Below are 18,425 nucleotides of genomic sequence, written 5' to 3'. Positions count from 1 at the left end.
AGAAGATGCTAGACAAAAAGGGCTGTAATGGTACAAACTAGAGGGTAACAACATAAACGGAATTAACTTCCAACTTCTATTTGCAATGTAGAAAATTTGAGAAAAATGGTGAATTTTGTGACCGCGGCGGATGGAATGAATAGGAACATTATACCGCTTGGCGACCGCGCGCTGGTCATTCAGCTGCCGCTTCAGCATGAGAATCAGCCCGTAGGGCAGCAAAGTGCGGGGATGGCGGAAGTGCTTCGATCAGCGGGACGCAGTTGGATCCTAGATGTTGTTCCGGCATATACGACGGTAACCGTCGTTTATGATCCTTTGCAGCTCTTGTATGAAGAGGCGGCTGCCGAGGTGTGGACGCTTCTACAGGGCCATATACAGCCTGATCCAACATTGCTCCCCGAACCACGCGTCATCGAAATTCCCGTTTATTATGGCAAAATGGATGGGCCTGATCTGCCGCAGTGCGCGGAGCGGGCTGGGATGAGCGAGAAAGAGTTTATTAAGCGGCATGCCGAAGCGGTGTACCGGGTGGCAATGATCGGCTTTATGCCGGGATTTCCGTATTTGACAGGATTGCCGCCGGAGCTTAGCCAACCGCGCCGGTCCTCGCCGCGAAGCGTCGTTCCGGCAGGGGCAGTTGGCATCGCAGGCGGGCAGACCGGCGTTTACCCGTTGGCTACGCCAGGTGGCTGGCAGTTAATTGGCCGCACGCCGCTAAGTTTGTTTGATCCGAAGCGAGCTGAGCCGATTTTGCTGCGGACGGGCGATGTCGTTCGATTCGTCCCTATCGATGAAGGCTCGTATGCTCTGGGAGAATCGCGATGACTATAATCGTTATGAAACCGGGCTTTCATACGACGGTGCAAGATTTGGGACGTCCCGGCTGGCGCCAAGGCGGCATACCGGAGGGCGGCGCGATGGATCGCATCGCGCTGCGGATAGCCAATATGCTTGTCGGCAATGCCGAAGGCGCAGCAGCGCTTGAATTGACGCTAAACGGGCCGCAGCTGCGGCTCGAGCAGGATGTGCTGCTCGCTGTGACCGGTGCGCAGATGGCGCCGACAATCGACGGCGAGCCATTGCCTCAGTGGCGGCCGGTATGGGCTGCCGCAGGCGCGGTTATCGCCTTCGGCCAAGCGGTCAGCGGCTGCCGGGCCTACGTCGCCGTCGCCGGCGGCATTGACGCGGTGCCCGTACTCGGCAGCCGCAGCACGGACACGCGCGCCGGCATCGGCGGCATCGCGGGCCGCGCGCTTCGCGGCGGCGACGTGCTCCCCTGCGGCAGCGACGCCGACGCCGCAGGGCGCGCACGCGCGGCCGCGTGGCACGCTTCGCTCGCCGCGCGTGCCGCCGCCGGGGCCGAGGGCCGCCGCCCGAACTGGGCGGCCCCGGCCTGGTTCGCGGCTCCGCCGCGAACGCCGCTGCTGGCTTCGCCTAGCAGCAGCGGCAAACGTAGCACCACGGTGCTTCGCGTGGTGCCTGGCGCCGAGTACGGGCAATTCCGCGAAGCGGCCCGTACGGCGTTTATGCGGGAGCGCTACCGCGTTGCTCCCGCCTCGGATCGAATGGGGGTCCGCCTAGATGGCCCCCCTCTTGAAATCTCGGACAGCGCAGAACTGCTGTCCCATGGCGTCATCGCCGGCACGGTGCAAGTGCCGCATGGCGGGACGCCGATTATATTAGCCGCCGATTGTCAGACGACCGGCGGTTATCCGAAGATCGCGCACGTCATTAGCGCCGATTTGCCTGTGCTTGCGCAGTGCAGGCCTGGTGATTGGCTGACATTTACAGAAGTTACATTAGGCGAGGCGCAGCGTATTCTACTTGACCAAGAACGCGAGATGCGGCTGCTTTCCGCAGCGATTCGGCTGCGTAGCCGCATCCACTTAATTTGAGGTAAAGAATGGAGCGCCAATTGCCGATATGACTATTGATACAGGTATGATTCAAGCGAAGAGAAGCATTGATTTGAATTGTGATTTTGGCGAAGGATATGGAGCATATTCGTTTGGTCAAGATGCAGCGCTCCTAAAGCATGTGACCTCCGTGAATATCGCCTGCGGCTTCCATGCCGGCGACCCGCACACGATGCGAGAAGCAGTGGAACGGGCCGCAGGAGCGGGCGTTGCCATCGGTGCGCATCCGGGCTTGCCTGACCGGCTCGGCTTCGGCCGTCGGGAGATGGCAGTCAGCCCGCAGGAGGTCTACGATTTGACGCTCTACCAAATCGGAGCGCTGCAAGCTTTCGTTCAAAGCATCACCGGCGGCACGCTGCGACACGTGAAGCCGCATGGCGCACTCTATCATATGGCCGGCCGCAACCCTGCCCTTGCGGAGGCATTCGTGCGCGCCGTGAAATCATTCGATGCACGCGTTTTGATATTCGGGCAATGGGGAAGTGAGCTGCTGACAGCTGCGGATAAGCAGGGGATGCTTCGTGTATCGGAAGTGTTTGCCGACCGCACCTATCAGCAAGATGGCAAGCTGACGCCGCGAGATATGCCAGGCGCGTTGCTTACAACACCAGACGCTGCGCTGGCGCAGACGCTCGCCATTCTTACCCATGGCAAGGTCAAGACAACATCAGGTCTGGAGACGACCGTACAGGGAGATACCGTCTGCCTGCACGGTGACGGTCCGCATGCCGCCGAGTTTGCCGCGCTGCTGCGTCAAGGCTTGGAGGGCGCTGGTGTTGAACTTCGTCCCCCGCATGCCTATTAAGAATATCTATTCATTCGCGACAGACATGCAGACAGCAGTGGCATTTGTTGAAGGAGGACATCATGTCAATAAACCGGGCGGAAAAAATAACGATGTGGACGGCATTGGTCGCCATCTTCAGCTTTATTCTTGTGCGTTGCTTCCATAGTGAACTCTATATGGCAATTCCAGAACGGATGTATCTATTCGTTCATTCTGGCATGGAATTTATCGGCTTTGCCATCAGTTTCACAATGCTAGTACTCGGCTGGTTATTTTTCGCCAAATCATTATCGAAACATCGGCTATACACCGCCGCCTTATTTAGTGCAATCGGCTTGTTTGATCTGTTGCACGCGCTGACCTCGAGAGGGATGCCCTACTATATGACGGCAGGGGAGACATCGCTATCGGCGCTGTTCTCCGATACTGCTCAGGTAGTCGGCGCTGTCGGCTTGTTTGTGATTTTCCGCAAGAACGATGCACCTATTCGAGCATCAAGACGGTTGCCAGCCTTCGCCTTGTCGCTAGGCCTTGCTGCAACAGTTGCTATACTCTATTACATGATTGCCGAACAGTCATCGGTACCTGTGTTAGTTGGCAAGCCGCTTGAATTGCTGCGCTGGCTTGTACATTTCGTCATTATTTTTGCCTACATAAGCACAATTACGATGGTTTTGTATTTGAATCGTACGGAGCGTCCGCAAGCTCTTCTAACGATTATACAGTCGCTCGTATTCTTTACGATCGCGAGTCTGCAATTCATCTTGGGCTCTAATGATCATGGCAGCGATTTGTTATTCGGACATCTTTATAAGCTTGCTGGCTACTATTTTCTAATGAAGGGGATCTATTACGTAACGATCTACGAGCCGTTCAAGCAAGAGAAACGGTCAGAATCTCGCATTAATTATTTGGCTTACCATGATGAATTGACAGGCTTGTCCAACCGCCGGTTGCTCAAAGATAAGCTTGACGAAGAGCTTACGCGCGCCAGGTTGAATGATAGCAGATTGGCTGTTTTCCTATTTGATATCGACCGGTTTAAGAACGTCAACGACGCGCTAGGCCATTCATTTGGCGATCAGATGCTGCTCGCTGTATCCGATCGGTTGCGCTATGCGGCGGGTAATGGGAATCATCTGTTCCGAATGGGTGGGGACGAGTTTGTTATGCTGATGCCGGACATTCAGGAAGCGGAGGACGAACGTGTCGAGAAGCAGGCAAAGGCGATTATGGGGCTGTTTGATGCACCGTTCGTGCTTGGCGATGCGGAATATCATATTACGATCAGTCTTGGTATTTCCTTCTTCCCGAGGGATGGCGAGAGTGTCGAAGTGCTGCTGAAGAACGCAGATACTGCTATGTACAGTGCTAAAGCGCACCGTAACGAATATAGCAGCTACGAGCCGGAGATGAACCAGAAATCGCATGACCGGCTACGTCTGGAGAGCGATTTGCGCAAGGCAATCGAACAGGAGCAATTCTCATTGGCTTACCAACCGCTCGTTAATTTAACTACTGGCAAAGTAGTCGGCGTTGAAGCGCTTGTCCGCTGGAATCATCCCAAGCGTGGACTGCTGCCGCCAGGCGAATTTATTCCGCTTACTGAGGAGAACGGACTAATTCTCCAGCTCGGCGAGTGGGTACTGAGGGCGGCATGTAAGCAAAATGTTGCTTGGCAGCAAGCAGGATTGCCGCAGATGATGATGTCTGTCAACTTGTCGATGCGCCAGTTCAGGCAGCATCAGCTCGCGGAACGGATTAAAGAGATTTTGGAGCAAACCGGCATGCCGCCGCAGTTTCTCGAGCTAGAGATCACCGAGAGTATGACGAGTGATGTCGAGTTTGCTGCTGAGACGCTAACAAGCTTGAAGGAGCTTGGTGTGCAGATTAGTATTGATGACTTCGGTACAGGCTACAGCTCGCTTGTCTCCTTGAAGCGGTTCCCAATTGATAAGCTGAAGATCGATCGTTCGTTTGTCGGTGATTTATCGCAGGGCGGAAGTGACGCAGCAATCGTATCAACCATTACGACGATGGCGAAGAATCTGAAGCTGAAGGTGACCGCTGAAGGCGTCGAGAATGACGAGCAAATCAAGTTCTTACGTGAGAGCAATTGTGAGGAAGCGCAAGGATTTTACTTTACGAAGCCGATTCCGGCGAACTTGTTCGAGAATTGGTTCAGGCATCGCAGTCAGTCCGCGTAACTTAGTCCCAAGGAGCTTGTAGATCATGCAGGAGCGGTTTACATCGGTATTTATTTATGGTTCATTACTGCCGGGGCATAGCAATCATCATGTGGCGGCGGATTATATCCGCGCCTCGCGGTCTGGCGTCATTCAGGGACGGCTCGTTGATTACGGGCCGTATCCGGCATTGCTCCGTGATGACAAAGCGCGTGAATGTAGTATGGTCGTACGCGGTTTGTGGGTGGATGTGAATGAATTAGGGTTGAAACGAATGGATGAATTGGAGCAGTTTCTAGGTATTGAAGAGGATAATGATTATGATCGGATCTGGGTACAGGATGTGGATTCGCCTGCTATGAGCGGGTGGGTGTATGTATGGGAGTCGCCGCGAGGCTACCCTGCAATTGAGGAGCCTTATTGGCCTGATTACTTTGCCCGTAAGATAGGGCGGATCTGACGTAAGCGTAGCTCCTTATTCATTGAGAGATGGCGAAGTCGATGTCATCGTTATACGTATTGTTGAATTACGCTCAGCCGTCGTGCTGAGCGTTTTTACGTTGTTCATCGTATGGATGATCCCGAAGGCGAGCAGCATACAAGCCATCGTATAGATGATGACACGTTTTATCGTATGAATTAGCGCTGTTCCATCATCGCGATGAATGGTTCTGCGGCGGATGGATTGACGCCAGATTAGCAGTGCCGGTGAAGACAGAATGAGCAGTCCGACGAGCAAGGTCAGTTTGCGGTATTCCATACCGAGCGGAAACACGTTAATCGCGGCATAGATCAACGCTTCTACCACTAATGCTTGAATAGGAACAACGAGCGCCACTTCTGAAGCGGCCCGACGTTTCGTGCGATTGGCCATCTCTTCACGGTGTTTAGGCTGCAGATGGATCAATTCCAGCAGGCGTGGGACTGAGAAGAAGGCCATAGCCGCTGACGGTAGTGCAATTAAAGTGACGAATAGCAACAAATTATCTAGCACGAACCATTCACGGTAGGAATATGTCGCGATGAGAAGTATCATTTTGCCGATCGATAGAAGTGTCATGGTTGCGAGCAGAATAAGCGTAACAAGGGCGGTGCGTTTCAAACTTTCCATCGTCTTGCGGAAAGCAAGACTGCCAGAGGCCAGTCCGGCGAACAGAGCTAACAGGAGCAGTACAATTACAAGAACAGCATTGGTCACATAAACTTTCTCGGACATGATGATTTTCCTCCTTCTTCACGTGTTCTTCCATTATTCAGTGTACAAGGAAGTCATTATTACCGTGAATTGGCTCTGGTCTAGTTTCTCTGCTGGACGTTAGTCCAGTATGTTGGGCGGTTGTTCTACCGCGTTAGTTGTAATCTCCATTATAGGATGTAAATTGTTTCGACAATTGATGAATTGAATAATCGTCCAATTACTGATCGATTACATACCCGCACGTCCAAAAAATCTCTTATTCTTATTGTATCACGAAGAAGCCAAATCAAGTATGTTGTACACATAAAAATCAAAAAGACTGCCAAGTGGAATCGGCAGTCTTCGTATGCTTTACAGGTCGCCCCAGTTGAGGTTGGACGATTTGCTGTAGTTGGTTACTTTTTGTTCGAAGAAGTCGGTTTTCATGCCGTTCATGTTGCTGAAGCTTTCAACCCACTTCATTGGATGCTCCACGATTTCTGGATACAGGATATCCAGGTTCAGCTTGCGCAGACGCTCGTTGGAGAGGAACTTGATGTAGTTCTCGATAATTTCGTCTGTCAGACCAGGAATTTGGTTGTTCGTAATGTATTTTCCCCACTCGATTTCATGCTCAACAGCTGTACGCATCATTTGGCGCAGCTCTTCGATCAGAACCGGTGTGAACAGCTCTGGGTTCTCCTTACGCACTTCACGGAAGATACCTTGGAACAATGCAAGATGAGTCAGCTCATCGCGCTGTATATATTTGATTTCGGACACAGTCCCGAGCATTTTACCTTGACGACCAAGCGCATAGAAGAAGCTGAAGCCGCTGTAAAAGTAAATGCCTTCGAGAATGTAGTTCGCCATAATTGTCTTAAGAAGGTTTTGCGACGATGGGTTCGCGATAAAGTTCTCGTACAGGTCCGTAATGAAACGGTTCCGTTTGAGCAGGTTTTTATCTTCACGCCACAAGTTGTAGATTTGGTCACGTACTTCAGGAGAGACGACGCTGTCCAGAATGTACGAGTAGGATTGGCTATGAACAGCTTCTTGGAACGCTTGTACGGTTAAGCACAGGTTTACCTCAGGCGCTGTAATATATTCATTAATGTTCGGCAGATTCGCCGTTTGAAGCGAATCAAGGAAGATTAGGAAGCTAATAATTTTATCGTAGCTGTTACGCTCGGAGAGCGACAGGTTTCTATAATCCTTTGCATCCTGAGCAAGTGGAATTTCTTCTGGAATCCAGAAGTTATTCATCATCGTGCGGTACATTTTCGATGCCCAGTCATATTTTACGTTGTTAAGCTCGATTAGGTTCGTCGTGTTTCCGCCAATGATGCGGCGTTTACCCCAATCCCGGTCGCCATCCTCGTTGAATAGCTTCTTCTTCTGCAGATCCATAAAATGGGCTGCCTCCTTCTGCTTCCTCATGTAGCTGCTTAGTTTATTATTTGAGAAAGGGAGCCCTGCGGTCCGGATTGAGTCTCCAATCGCTGTTGTAGTTCGGATTCAACTGATTCAATAAAACATATAGAGGTATGAATCCGACTACAAAGGCGACCGCTTACGCTTTTCCGACTTCAATCCGGCCCTCCGGGCTTATATTCTCATATTAAGCGCTGCAGCTTACACAATCTTCGACTTCAAGGCTCTTATTGCGGCAGTAGTAAACGGTTTTCAGCCCGTTCTCCCATGCTGCCATGTAGAGTTCCATAAATTCCTTCGCCGTATAGTTCGGCGTAATATACAAGTTAAACGATTGCGCTTGATCGATGTGGCGCTGACGACGACCCGCTGCGCGGATGCTCCAGTGCTGATCGATATGATGTGCTTCTTTGTAGAACCAGAACGTTTCTTCGTTCAGGTTAGGCGCTGTTTGCGGGATGACCGCGTTCTTCTTCTCTTCGACGAAGAACTTGTTGAAGATCGGGTCGATACCAGCCGTCGAACCAGCGATAAGTGAAGTGGACGCTGTAGGTGCGATTGCGAACATCCACGCGTTGCGGACGCCGTTCTCGGCTACATCCTTCTTCAGTTTCTGCCAGTGTGGGGCATCGTAACCGCGGCGCTCGAAAAATTCGCCCGTATGCCATTCACTGCCTTCAAATACGCGGTAAGAGCCTTTTTCCTTGGCAATTTCCATGGACGCTTTGATGGCATAGTAGTTGATCCATTCGTACAGCTCATCAGCACGGTCCAGATGCTCTTCGGATTCCCATGCGATACCGTTGAGCGCAAGCCATTGGTGGTAACCACTTGTGCCAAGGCCAACTGCGCGGTACTTCTGGTTTGTTATTTCCGCTTGCGGGATCGGGTAATGGTTCAAGTCAATAACATTATCCATCATCCGCATTTGGCAGGATACAACCTCTTCAATTTCCTCAAGCGTCCTCGTACGGCCGAGGTTCAAAGAGGAGAGGTTACATACGACATAGTCGCCGCTCTTCACTTGTGTCGAGATAATGCCGTCTTCATGCGTCGTCGTCAAGTACTCAGTCGCGCTCATGTTCTGGCAGATCTCTGTGCAGAGGTTCGAGCAGTAGACGATGCCTTTGTGCTTGTTCGGGTTCGCCCGGTTAACCGTATCGCGGTAGAAAATGAAAGGCGTACCTGTCTCGAAGGAGCTCGCAAGAATCTTCTTCATAATCTCGATAGCTGGCACTTCATCACGGGAGAGCTCAGGATGGTTCACGCACTCCTCATAGCGGCGTTCCCACTCTTCGCCCCATGCATCTTCAAGCGCCCAGCCCATGTAGCTGCGAACTTCGTGCGGATCGAACAGGCACCAGGATTCACGCTCTTTCACTTTACGCATGAAGAGGTCTGGAATACATACGCCAGGGAAGATGTCGTGCGCCTTCATCCGGTCGTCGCCATTGTTCGTCTTGAGGTTCAGGAAGTCGAAAATATCTTTATGCCATACGTCCAGGTATACCGCAACCGCGCCGGAACGAACGCCTAGCTGGTCAACCGCAACCGCCGTATTGTTGTAGTTCTTGATCCAAGGCACAACGCCGCCAGCAACACCTTTGAAACCACGGATGTTGGAACCGCGGCTGCGCACTTTACCGATGTAGATACCCATGCCGCCGCCGAATTTGGACACTTGCGCGAAGCTGGAGTCTACATTGTAGATGCCCCACAGGTTATCAGGCACTGTGTCGATGAAGCAGCTGGACAATTGATGGAACGGCTTGCGCGCATTTGCGAGCGTAGGCGTCGCCACTGTCATTTGCAGGCGGCTTAGCACGTCGTAGAACTTGCGAGCCCAGCCCAGCTTGTCCGTCTCCTTCATTGCTAGGTGCATCGCTACGCCCATGAACAGCTCTTGCGGAAGCTCAAGCACATCGCCGCTGAAGCTCTTGATCAAGTAACGGTCGGCAAGCGTCTTAAGGCCGATGTAGTTGAACAAGTAGTCGCGATCAGGCACGATGTAGTTGCCGAGCTCACGGATTTCTTCGCGAGTGTAATGCTCTAGTATGTAGCTGCCATAGAGCCCTTTGTCTGTCAGGTACGTAATGAGAGAGTAGAAATCGCCATAGCCAAAATAGCCGTATTTGCGGTTGATTGCAGATTCTTTATAGAGGTCATACACAAGAAGTTTAGCTGCAACGTACTGCCAGTTCGGCTGCTCGATGCTTGTTTTCTCCACTGCAACTTGTGTGAGTGTGCGTTGAATTTCCTTAGTTGTAATGTTGTTGCGGAAATATGGAAGCAAAGCTGTCTCAAGCTCTAGCGGGTCACAATCGTTGTAGCCCACACACGAAAAATCGATGACTTTTTTTAGCTTTGAAAAGATAAGTTCTTCTTTCTGACCGTTCCTCTTAATTATATCCACGAGCGGAGCCTCTCCTTGTCGAAGATTGTCTTCCGACAACCCCTGATACACAATATGTTGTTATTGCTTTTCTAAATTACACCAATATATAGTGTCTGTCAAGTTATAGTATTCGACATCCAGCGAGTCCGTTACAGCTGTTTTTTGGCATGAAAACAGGTTGAAAACGTGCAGTGACGCACCTTCTGAAGTCTTACAAAACTCTACTAATCAAGACAGCGCTCCTATAAAAAAGTTAGCTACATCCAAACAACGAAAACTAATTATAGCACTAACTGCCCGGTCCATGTGGTGACAATAATAGGGATAAATCATGTCGAATCAATCAGCTCGAAATAGAGCAGTTTGCGAAATTGACATTGGTGTTGGTCGTCTTCCTTTAGTACACTAAGGCTGAGTTGTTAATCGACTGAACCTATTGTAAATGAGAGGACGTGACTTCTAATCCGCTATGAGCCGTAAATCGAACAAATACCTATCTCTTATTCAAGCAGCAGCCATCTCCATCTGGATGTGCCTGATGCTTCTTAGCATGCCGGGAGCCGCCGCCGCACATGCGGAGCTTGAACGTACCGTACCAGAGCCGAATGCGAAATATGAGCAAAGTCCAACGGCTGTCGAGCTAGCCTTCAACGAACCGATCGAACCTGAGGTCGGTGCCATTAAAGTGTTGGATTCTAAATCTCGCCCTGTAACAGACAAAGCGCCTACTGCCAGCAAGGACGGACAGTCGCTTACACTGCCGCTCCCCAAGCTAACAGAAGGCGTATACACCGTTTCTTATGCGGTCATTTCCGAAGACGGACATCCCGTTAGCGGATCGTACGTATTTGTTGTCGGTAATGTGACCGAAGGAGTTGATGCTGCAACCTTCGATCCGCACAAAGAACTTGGTCATGAGGGACATAGTGTATCCACACAGCTAACCATTAATCAATTCATTATTTATGCAGTGCGCGCAGTCTATTACGCATCGCTATTGCTCACGGCTGGCCTCATGCTATGGCCGCTGCTCACAAGAGGACGCGGTGAACAGCTGCGGCTGCTTCAGAAGAAATGGGAGATGATCGCTCTTCAGACGCTTCTCGTCGCTTCGCTTCTTTATATATTCGTACACGCGCGTGAGATTCTTACCGGCTATCCCAGCTCGGAATACAGCAAGCTGTTCCTGCGCACGACAATTGGCCATGAATGGGTAGCGCTGCTAGTACTCGCTCTCATCGGATTTATTATCGTCCGATTCGGGCCAATAATGAAGGCGTTGTGGGCGGTTGGCATTCTTGTACTGGAAAGCCTCAGTGGTCACGCTGTCGTATTCACGCCGAAAATATCGTCGGTGCTGTTCGATTTCGTACACCTTGCGGCGGCATCCGTGTGGGTAGGAGGCTTGTTGCTGCTTCTGGTGCTGTGGATCGCAGATCGTAAGGAAGCTGGGCGCTTTGCTGTTGTATTCTCGCGGGCAGCCCTACTGTCTATTACGCTGCTCGTGCTGACAGGGATTGGACTCACGCTGCTCTTCCTGCCGTCGCTTCATTACCTGTTCTATACCGCATGGGGAACGATTCTACTTGTGAAGACAGGCCTCGTAGTACTTGTGCTTGTCGTTGGAGGATTGCTTCAGCTGCGCGTGCGCAGAGGCGACCTGCCGACAACCGTACTGCTTCGTGTAGATGCAGCGCTAATGGCACTTATTATCGTGTGCGCGGCGCTCTTTACCTATATAAGTCCATTGCCGGCGAATGAGCCGGTGCTGTACCACAAGATGGGTGACAAGATGCACCTCTCGCTCCGAGTAACGCCTAACAAGCCAGGAGACAACACGTTCATCGTCAAAGTATGGCTGCCGGATGCGACAGGCGCGCCGAAGTCGGTGAAGCTGCGACTGTTTTCGCTCGATCGCAAAGATATAGGACCGATTGATGTGCCAATTAAAGCTTTTGAAGATCCAGAAATAACTTCGTTCGACGGCTTCGTGAAGGCGGCGTTTACGTCGGAAGGCCCATTCGTTCCTTTCGCAGGTCGTTGGCAAGCCGAAATCCGCGTCATGGATAAAGACGATAATGAAACGGTTGAGAAGACGGAGTTCCGCAACTACTAATTTAGATGGCTAGTAACTAATTCGAGGAAGGGGGAGAAAGCGCGAATGTCGTCGTATAAACGGATCAAATGGTTTATATTGTGGACGCCGACGTTGACGATTGCGCTGTGGGAATACCTTAGGCATACGATCCTGTTGCCATATGTATCGATGGAGCTTGGCAATTGGTTAACGCCTGTCCTCGTTATGACAGTAACGGCGACGCTCGTCATCAAGCTGTTTCGAATGCTGGAAGAAACGAACGAGTCGCTGCAGCAGGCCAAATCTGCCAAAGCGGCGTTCATGGAACGCGAGCAGCTGGCGCGCGAGCTGCATGACGGCATATCGCAGTCGCTCTTCCTCTTGTCAGTGAAGCTCGACAAGCTTGAGCAGGCGAAGGACAATGAGCAGGTCATGGAGACGGCGCAGCAGCTGCGGCGCACCGTCCGCCATGTTTATGAAGATGTGCGCCAATCTATTGCAAGTCTGCGAAGTGAGCCATCCCGAACGGACGTGCAGTGGATGCAGGCAGTCCGGGAGATGGCGGAGGAGCTGCGGCTCGGCGGACTGGATGCGCAGCTGGATTGGCGACTGGGAGACAGTCGGCTCAGCGGCAAAGAGAAGGTGGAGCTGCTCGCAATCGTCCGCGAGGCGATGCTGAACGTGCAGAAGCATGCGCATGCGACGCAGCTGATTGTGCGCGCCGTGCCTGAAAGCGAGTCTAATGGAGCTGACTTCCACTGCACAATTACGGATGACGGCATTGGCGCGCTTCCTGAGCAGCTCGGCGCTAAAGGACGATACGGCATTCGTATGATGCGTGACCGCGCAGAAGCAATGGGCTGGCAATTTCATGTGCGAAGCCGAGATGAGCTCACGCATGGCACAACAGTAGAAGTCATCAAGGAGGCGTCCAATCGATGAGCGAGCAGAAGCAGATTACAGTCCTGCTGGCGGACGATCATCCGCATGGTCGTGAAGGAATGCGGGATATTGTCAGCGGGGATGCGGATTTCTTCATTATAGGGGAAGCGGTAAACGGTGAAGAGGCGGTCAGGCTAGCTGCCGAGCTCGTTCCGGATCTTGTCTTGATGGATATAAATATGCCTGTGATGAACGGGATGGAAGCGACGCAGCATATCAAAGCGATCGATCCTCGGATAAAGATCATTATGGTGACTGTATCTGATGATATTAGCGATTTGTTCGAAGCAATCAAGCGCGGGGCGCAAGGCTACCTGCTTAAGAACTTGTCGCCTTCGGCGTGGCTAGAATACCTTCGCGCCGTAGCGATTGACGAGGCGCCGCTGTCCAAAGAGCTGGCGTTTCGGATGCTGCAGGAGTTTAACGGCGGGAGCAAGGGAATCGGGACACCGCTAAGCGGGGGAAGCAGCGCAGGATCATCCGAGGAGGAAGCGTACCATACCGCACTGACGCATCGCGAGCGCGAAGTGCTTGAAGGGGTCGCATCAGGCAGCTCCAACCGGCAGATTGCGGAGAGCTTCGGCATTTCGGAGCATACAGTGAAGAACCATCTGAAGAACATTTTGCAGAAGCTTCACTTGGATAACAGGGTTCAGCTTACGCGTTATGCGATTGAGAAGGGTTTAATTCCGAAGAAATGAACAAGCCGACAATTTATTGTAACAATCATATAGCCCTATCGAGTCATGCCCTCCAAATTAATCTGGGCTATACTCCTCTGTAGAGAATAAAGAGGAGGAGCAATCCACAATGAATAAGTTGAAAAAATGGTCCGTACTTACACTAACAGCACTATCCCTATTCCTGTTCGCAGGCATCGCAAGCGCGCACGTTACGGTGCAGCCTCCTACAGCGGAGCAGAACAGCTATCAAGTCTTCTCGGTTCGCGTACCGAGCGAGAAAGAGAACGTAACAACAACGGTTATTAAAGTAAAAGTGCCTGACGGTGTAAAAGTAAGCCGCGTGGAGCCAAAAACAGGCTGGAAATACGAGCTTGAGCGCAACGCAGATACGAAGGCGATCACCGCGATTACGTGGACTGCGGAAGGCGCAGGCTTGTCGCAGACGGAGTTTACGGATTTCCGCGTATCCGGCAAAGTTGCACAGGACGCGACACAGCTCGTATGGAAAGCGTACCAAACGTATAGCGACAAAGCGTTAGTGGAATGGGTTGGCGGCGAAGATGCGGAATACCCAGCTTCCGTAACGAAGGTTACAGCGGCGGCTGCAGGAGAAGGGGACAGTCACGGCAACGGCACATCGGCAGAGCCGGCTGGCGACAAGAACGCAGCAACGTCGAATGCTTCTGCGGGATCGAGCAACACCTCCACTGGCAATGCAGCAACGAACGATGCATCTGCTTCGGCACAAGAGACAGCTCAGCCAATGACAGCAGATGATGACAGTACGAAAGCGAATGTCACGCTTGGTCTTGCAATTGCAGCAGTGGTGCTTGCAGCGGCAGCGCTTGTCGTGGCGGCAACACGGAAGAAACGTTAATCCAAGCTTTTCGCGGAGAAGACTTGCGCTGTGACAGTATAATTACTTATAATAGAAGTTATATATCTTAAATGCGATGAGGAAGAAGAGTACGCAGTGCTTTCTTAACAGGGAGAAGACGCCACAGATTGAGAGCGTCTTTAGGAAATCAGGCTGCCGAAGTTCGCTTCCGAGCAGACTCTTGAAGGGCGTGGCTGCTAAAGCTACAGCTTTGTAGAGAGTACCGGTTTTCCGGCCGATATCCGGAGTTTGAGGAATTTTTCCGCGAGGATTGATAGCGGAGGAGTTCGAACTAGGGTGGTAACACGGTTCTTTCGTCCCTTACGGGGAGAGAGGACCGTTTTTTATTTGTTTAAGAGAGGAATGGTCAGAAGATGAAAGAGCGTTTGGAAGCATTGCGCGCCGAGGCGCTGCAGGAGCTGCAGCAAGTAGCCGGGCCGCAGCAATTGAATGATTTGCGGGTCAAATATTTAGGCAAAAAAGGTGCGCTCACCGAAATTCTTCGCGGTATGGGTGCTCTGAGCGCTGAAGAGCGTCCGATTATCGGGCAAGTCGGCAACGAAGTCCGCGCGGCAATCGAAGAAGTCATCGAGACGAAGCAGGCTGCATTCCAGCAAGCAGAGACAGAGAATCGCCTTCGCGAGGAAACCATTGATGTCACGCTGCCAGGCAAGAAGCTTGGCGCAGGCGCGATCCACCCGCTTAACAAGGTGGCGCAGGAGATCGAGGATGCTTTTATCGGCATGGGCTATACCATTGCGGAAGGTCCTGAGGTTGAGTCCGACTACTATAACTTCGAGGCGCTAAACCTGCCGAAGAACCACCCTGCGCGCGATATGCAGGATTCGTTCTACGTAACGGAAGATATTCTGATGCGTACGCACACATCGCCGGTGCAAGTTCGCACGATGAAAGCGATGAACGGCAAGCCAGTTAAAGTGATTTGCCCGGGCAAAGTTTATCGTCGAGACGATGACGATGCGACGCATTCGTTCCAGTTCAATCAGATTGAAGGCCTCGTAATCGGGCCGAACATCCGTATGAGCGACTTGAAAGGCACATTGCTGCAATTCGTGCAGCAAATGTTCGGCAAGCAGGCGCAAATTCGTCTGCGTCCGAGCTTCTTCCCATTCACAGAGCCAAGCGCTGAAGTGGATGTCACTTGCGTACAATGCGGCGGTCATGGCTGCCGGATGTGTAAGCAGACCGGTTGGCTCGAAATTCTCGGCTGCGGCATGGTTCACCCACGTGTGCTCGAGATGGGCGGCTACGATCCGAACGAAGTCAGCGGCTTCGCATTCGGTATGGGCGTAGAGCGTATCGCGCTCCTCAAGTACGGCATCGACGATATTCGTCATTTCTATACGAACGATCTGCGCTTCCTGAGCCAGTTTGTCCGAATGTGAGAAGGAGGCTAACTAAAGATGAATGTTTCTTATAAATGGCTAAGTGAATATATAGATCTGAACGGTTACACCGGCGAGCAGCTGGCGGAACTGATGACAAGCGGCGGTATTGAGATTGACGTCGTTGAAAACCGTAACAAAGGCGTTAAAGCCGGCGTCGTAGTTGGTCATGTGCTAACTCGTGAAAAGCATCCGGATGCAGATAAGCTGAGCGTATGTACACTTGATGTTGGCGGCCCGGAAGTGCTGCAAATCGTGTGCGGCGCGAAGAACGTTGCGGCAGGCCAGCTCGTTCCGGTAGCAACAATCGGCGCAGTGCTTCCTGGCGACTTTGCAATTAAGCGCGCTAAGCTGCGCGGTGTTGAATCCCAGGGGATGATCTGTTCAGCGAAGGAGCTTGGCCTTAACGAGAAGCTGCTTCCTAAGGAGCAGCAGGAAGGCATTCTCGTTCTGCCTGAAGGTACTAAAGTAGGCGCGTCGATTCTTGATGTGCTGGCTATTGATGATGAAGTGCTGGAGCTTGATCTGACACCGAACCGTTCGGACTGCCTGAGCATGCTTGGCGTTGCTTATGAAGTAGGCGCGCTGACAGGCCGTGAAGTTAAGCTGCCGGACAATCGCGTAAGCGATGCGGCAGAGCTGACTTCTGCGCATGTGTCCGTCCGCATTGAAGCGAAGGAGCAGTGCTCGCACTATTCCGCACGTTATATTAAAGGCGTTAAGATCGGTCCTTCACCGCAATGGATGCAGAACCGCCTTATGGCTGCAGGCATTCGCCCAATCAGCAACGTCGTTGATATTACGAACTACGTTCTGCTCGAATACGGTCAACCGCTACACGCATTCGATGCAGATAAAGTAGCAGGTGGACGTATCGTTGTCCGTATGGCGCATGACGGCGAAGTGCTGGAAACACTTGACGGCGGGGAGCGCAAGCTGGATTCGAGCATGCTCGTCATTACGAATGGCAGCGAGCCGATTGCGCTCGCAGGCGTAATGGGCGGTGCGACAACGGAAGTTACTGACGGCACGGTCAATATTCTGCTGGAATCGGCTCGCTTCGACGGCGGAACGATCCGCAAGACATCCCGCCAAGTCGGTCTTCGCTCGGAATCGAGCGTTCGTTTCGAGAAAGGCGTAGACCCGGCGCGTGTCGTGCCTGCGCTTAATCGCGCAGCGGCACTGATGGAGAAGTATGCGGACGGTCTTGTGCTTGAAGGCATCGTCGAAGAGCTTACAGAGCAACCGAAGCAAACCGTTGTCAGCGTATCTCTCCATAAAATCAACCGTTACCTCGGCACGGAGCTGTCGAAGCTTGAAGTCGAGACAATCTTCGGTCGTTTGCAATTCCCGTTTGAATTGTCGGCGGATGGGGTATTTACCGTTCAGACACCTTCGCGCCGCGGCGACATTACGCGCGACGTCGATCTGATTGAAGAGGTAGCCCGTCTGTTCGGATACGATAACATTCCAACTACTGCAATTGAAGGCTCAGCAACAACTGGTGCGCTGACGAAGCCGCAGGCAATCCGCCGCGAGCTGCGTAAGCGTCTGACAGATGCAGGCCTTCATGAAGTGATCAGCTATTCGTTCACGCATCCAGACCGCACGAAGCTGTTCCCGGCTTTGACTGGCGCAGATCTGTTCCCTGTTCGACTGGCACTGCCGATGAGCGAGGACCGCAGTGTGCTTCGCACAAGTCTGCTGCCGCAACTGCTTGAGACGGCGACGTACAATCGCAACCGGAAGAATGATGATGCCGCGATCTTCGAGATCGGCAGCGTCTTCCATACAGATGAGGCGGAGCTTACTCGCTTGCCGCATGAGAAGCATCGTTTGGCGATTTTGCTTACAGGTAATAAAAATGTGGCATCTTGGAACCGCAAAGCAGAAGCGTATGACTTCTACGATTTGAAAGGCATCATGGAAACAATTGTCGATCTGCTTGGCGTAAGTGGCGACATCAGCTATGAGGCGGCACAGCCGGAGCATATGCATCCGGGCCGTACGGCTGCCATTGTGTTCGATAGCGAACGCGGTCCTGTGACAATCGGCTACATGGGTCAACTGCACCCAACGACACAGAACGATCACGATCTTGGCGATACGTATGTGCTTGAAGTAGAGCTGGCGCCGCTGTATGATGCGACGAGCTTCGATATTGTATACAAAGCGTTGCCTCGCTACCCAGCGATGGAGCGGGACATTGCAGTCGTATTGAGTCTTGAGGTTGAAGCAGGCAAGCTGGTTGGCGCTGTTCGCGAGACCGCTGGCGAGCTGCTTGAGTCGGTTCGCATCTTCGACATCTACATGGGCGAGAAGCTCGGCGCAGACAAGAAGAGTGTCGCATTGTCGCTCGTTTACCGCCATGCTGAGCGTACGTTGACTGATGAAGAAGTAACGGAGCTACACGGCAAGGTTGTAGCAAACTTGGAACAATCTTTTGCAGCAGAATTGCGTAAATAGGCAGGAGATGCGGGAAGCCGTATCGAATTAGTTCTTTGCCAAGCAAAAACGGATATTGTCTATTTTAGTAATAGGC

General features: G+C 52.1%; 14 protein-coding genes. 11 read left to right on the top strand and 3 right to left on the bottom strand.

What is annotated here, in order from left to right:
* The first annotated feature begins 135 nt into the window (after positions 1 to 135).
* The 5 genes from pxpB (at position 136) to BMY11_RS12560 (ending at position 5,352) form a co-directional block, all read left to right on the top strand.
* Positions 136 to 828: a 5-oxoprolinase subunit PxpB gene (gene pxpB / locus BMY11_RS12580; protein ID WP_090576757.1), complete on the top strand. Its 693-nt coding sequence runs from the start codon at positions 136 to 138 to the stop codon at positions 826 to 828.
* Entirely contained in the window at positions 825 to 1,898 is a 1,074-nt protein-coding gene (locus BMY11_RS12575) for a 5-oxoprolinase subunit C family protein (RefSeq protein ID WP_090576105.1), read from the top strand. Before pxpB ends, BMY11_RS12575 begins: the two co-directional genes overlap by 4 nt.
* A 28-nt stretch (positions 1,899 to 1,926) precedes the next feature.
* Positions 1,927 to 2,724 carry a LamB/YcsF family protein gene (locus tag BMY11_RS12570; RefSeq protein WP_256217437.1) on the top strand — a complete coding sequence of 266 codons (798 nt, stop codon included), beginning with the start codon at positions 1,927 to 1,929 and terminating at the stop codon, positions 2,722 to 2,724.
* Between the two features lie 62 nt (positions 2,725 to 2,786).
* Positions 2,787 to 4,913: a putative bifunctional diguanylate cyclase/phosphodiesterase gene (locus tag BMY11_RS12565; RefSeq protein WP_090576100.1), complete on the top strand. Its 2,127-nt coding sequence runs from the start codon at positions 2,787 to 2,789 to the stop codon at positions 4,911 to 4,913.
* A gap of 25 nt (positions 4,914 to 4,938) precedes the next feature.
* Complete coding sequence (locus BMY11_RS12560; protein WP_090576098.1) at positions 4,939 to 5,352, top strand: gamma-glutamylcyclotransferase family protein; 414 nt, start codon at positions 4,939 to 4,941, stop codon at positions 5,350 to 5,352.
* A 15-nt stretch (positions 5,353 to 5,367) separates the two neighbouring features.
* Here the strand turns inward: BMY11_RS12560 and BMY11_RS12555 are convergent, their stop codons facing one another.
* The 3 genes from BMY11_RS12555 to BMY11_RS12545 all read right to left on the bottom strand — a co-directional run bounded on the left by BMY11_RS12555 (position 5,368) and on the right by BMY11_RS12545 (position 9,916).
* The gene (locus tag BMY11_RS12555; protein ID WP_090576094.1) at positions 5,368 to 6,108 is read right to left on the bottom strand and encodes a hypothetical protein; all 741 of its coding nucleotides are present in this window, start codon (positions 6,106 to 6,108) and stop codon (positions 5,368 to 5,370) included.
* Between the two features lie 333 nt (positions 6,109 to 6,441).
* The gene (locus tag BMY11_RS12550; RefSeq protein ID WP_090576091.1) at positions 6,442 to 7,479 is read right to left on the bottom strand and encodes a ribonucleotide-diphosphate reductase subunit beta; all 1,038 of its coding nucleotides are present in this window, start codon (positions 7,477 to 7,479) and stop codon (positions 6,442 to 6,444) included.
* A 211-nt stretch (positions 7,480 to 7,690) separates the two neighbouring features.
* Positions 7,691 to 9,916, bottom strand: coding sequence for a ribonucleoside-diphosphate reductase subunit alpha (locus BMY11_RS12545; RefSeq protein ID WP_090576088.1), 2,226 nt, complete (start codon positions 9,914 to 9,916; stop codon positions 7,691 to 7,693).
* Between the two features lie 451 nt (positions 9,917 to 10,367).
* Here BMY11_RS12545 and BMY11_RS12540 point away from each other — a divergent pair, with 451 nt between their 5' ends.
* The 6 genes from BMY11_RS12540 (at position 10,368) to pheT (ending at position 18,349) form a co-directional block, all read left to right on the top strand.
* Positions 10,368 to 12,014: a copper resistance CopC/CopD family protein gene (locus BMY11_RS12540; RefSeq protein ID WP_090576085.1), complete on the top strand. Its 1,647-nt coding sequence runs from the start codon at positions 10,368 to 10,370 to the stop codon at positions 12,012 to 12,014.
* A gap of 45 nt (positions 12,015 to 12,059) precedes the next feature.
* Entirely contained in the window at positions 12,060 to 12,917 is an 858-nt protein-coding gene (locus tag BMY11_RS12535) for a sensor histidine kinase (protein ID WP_090576083.1), read from the top strand.
* Positions 12,914 to 13,618, top strand: a complete 705-nt coding sequence (locus BMY11_RS12530) for a response regulator (RefSeq protein ID WP_090576079.1) — start codon at positions 12,914 to 12,916, stop codon at positions 13,616 to 13,618. The genes BMY11_RS12535 and BMY11_RS12530 overlap by 4 nt, the downstream gene beginning before the upstream one ends.
* Before the next feature lie 109 nt (positions 13,619 to 13,727).
* Complete coding sequence (locus BMY11_RS12525) at positions 13,728 to 14,477, top strand: YcnI family copper-binding membrane protein (protein ID WP_090576076.1); 750 nt, start codon at positions 13,728 to 13,730, stop codon at positions 14,475 to 14,477.
* Between the two features lie 374 nt (positions 14,478 to 14,851).
* The gene (gene pheS, locus BMY11_RS12520; protein ID WP_090576073.1) at positions 14,852 to 15,883 is read left to right on the top strand and encodes a phenylalanine--tRNA ligase subunit alpha; all 1,032 of its coding nucleotides are present in this window, start codon (positions 14,852 to 14,854) and stop codon (positions 15,881 to 15,883) included.
* Between the two features lie 18 nt (positions 15,884 to 15,901).
* Complete coding sequence (gene pheT / locus BMY11_RS12515) at positions 15,902 to 18,349, top strand: phenylalanine--tRNA ligase subunit beta (protein ID WP_090576070.1); 2,448 nt, start codon at positions 15,902 to 15,904, stop codon at positions 18,347 to 18,349.
* Positions 18,350 to 18,425: the final 76 nt, after the last annotated feature.

Origin of the sequence: Paenibacillus sp. OV219 (genome assembly GCF_900110075.1) — a bacterium.
Lineage (GTDB): Bacteria > Bacillota > Bacilli > Paenibacillales > Paenibacillaceae > Paenibacillus_Z.
This window is presented reverse-complemented; position numbering and strand designations above follow the sequence as displayed.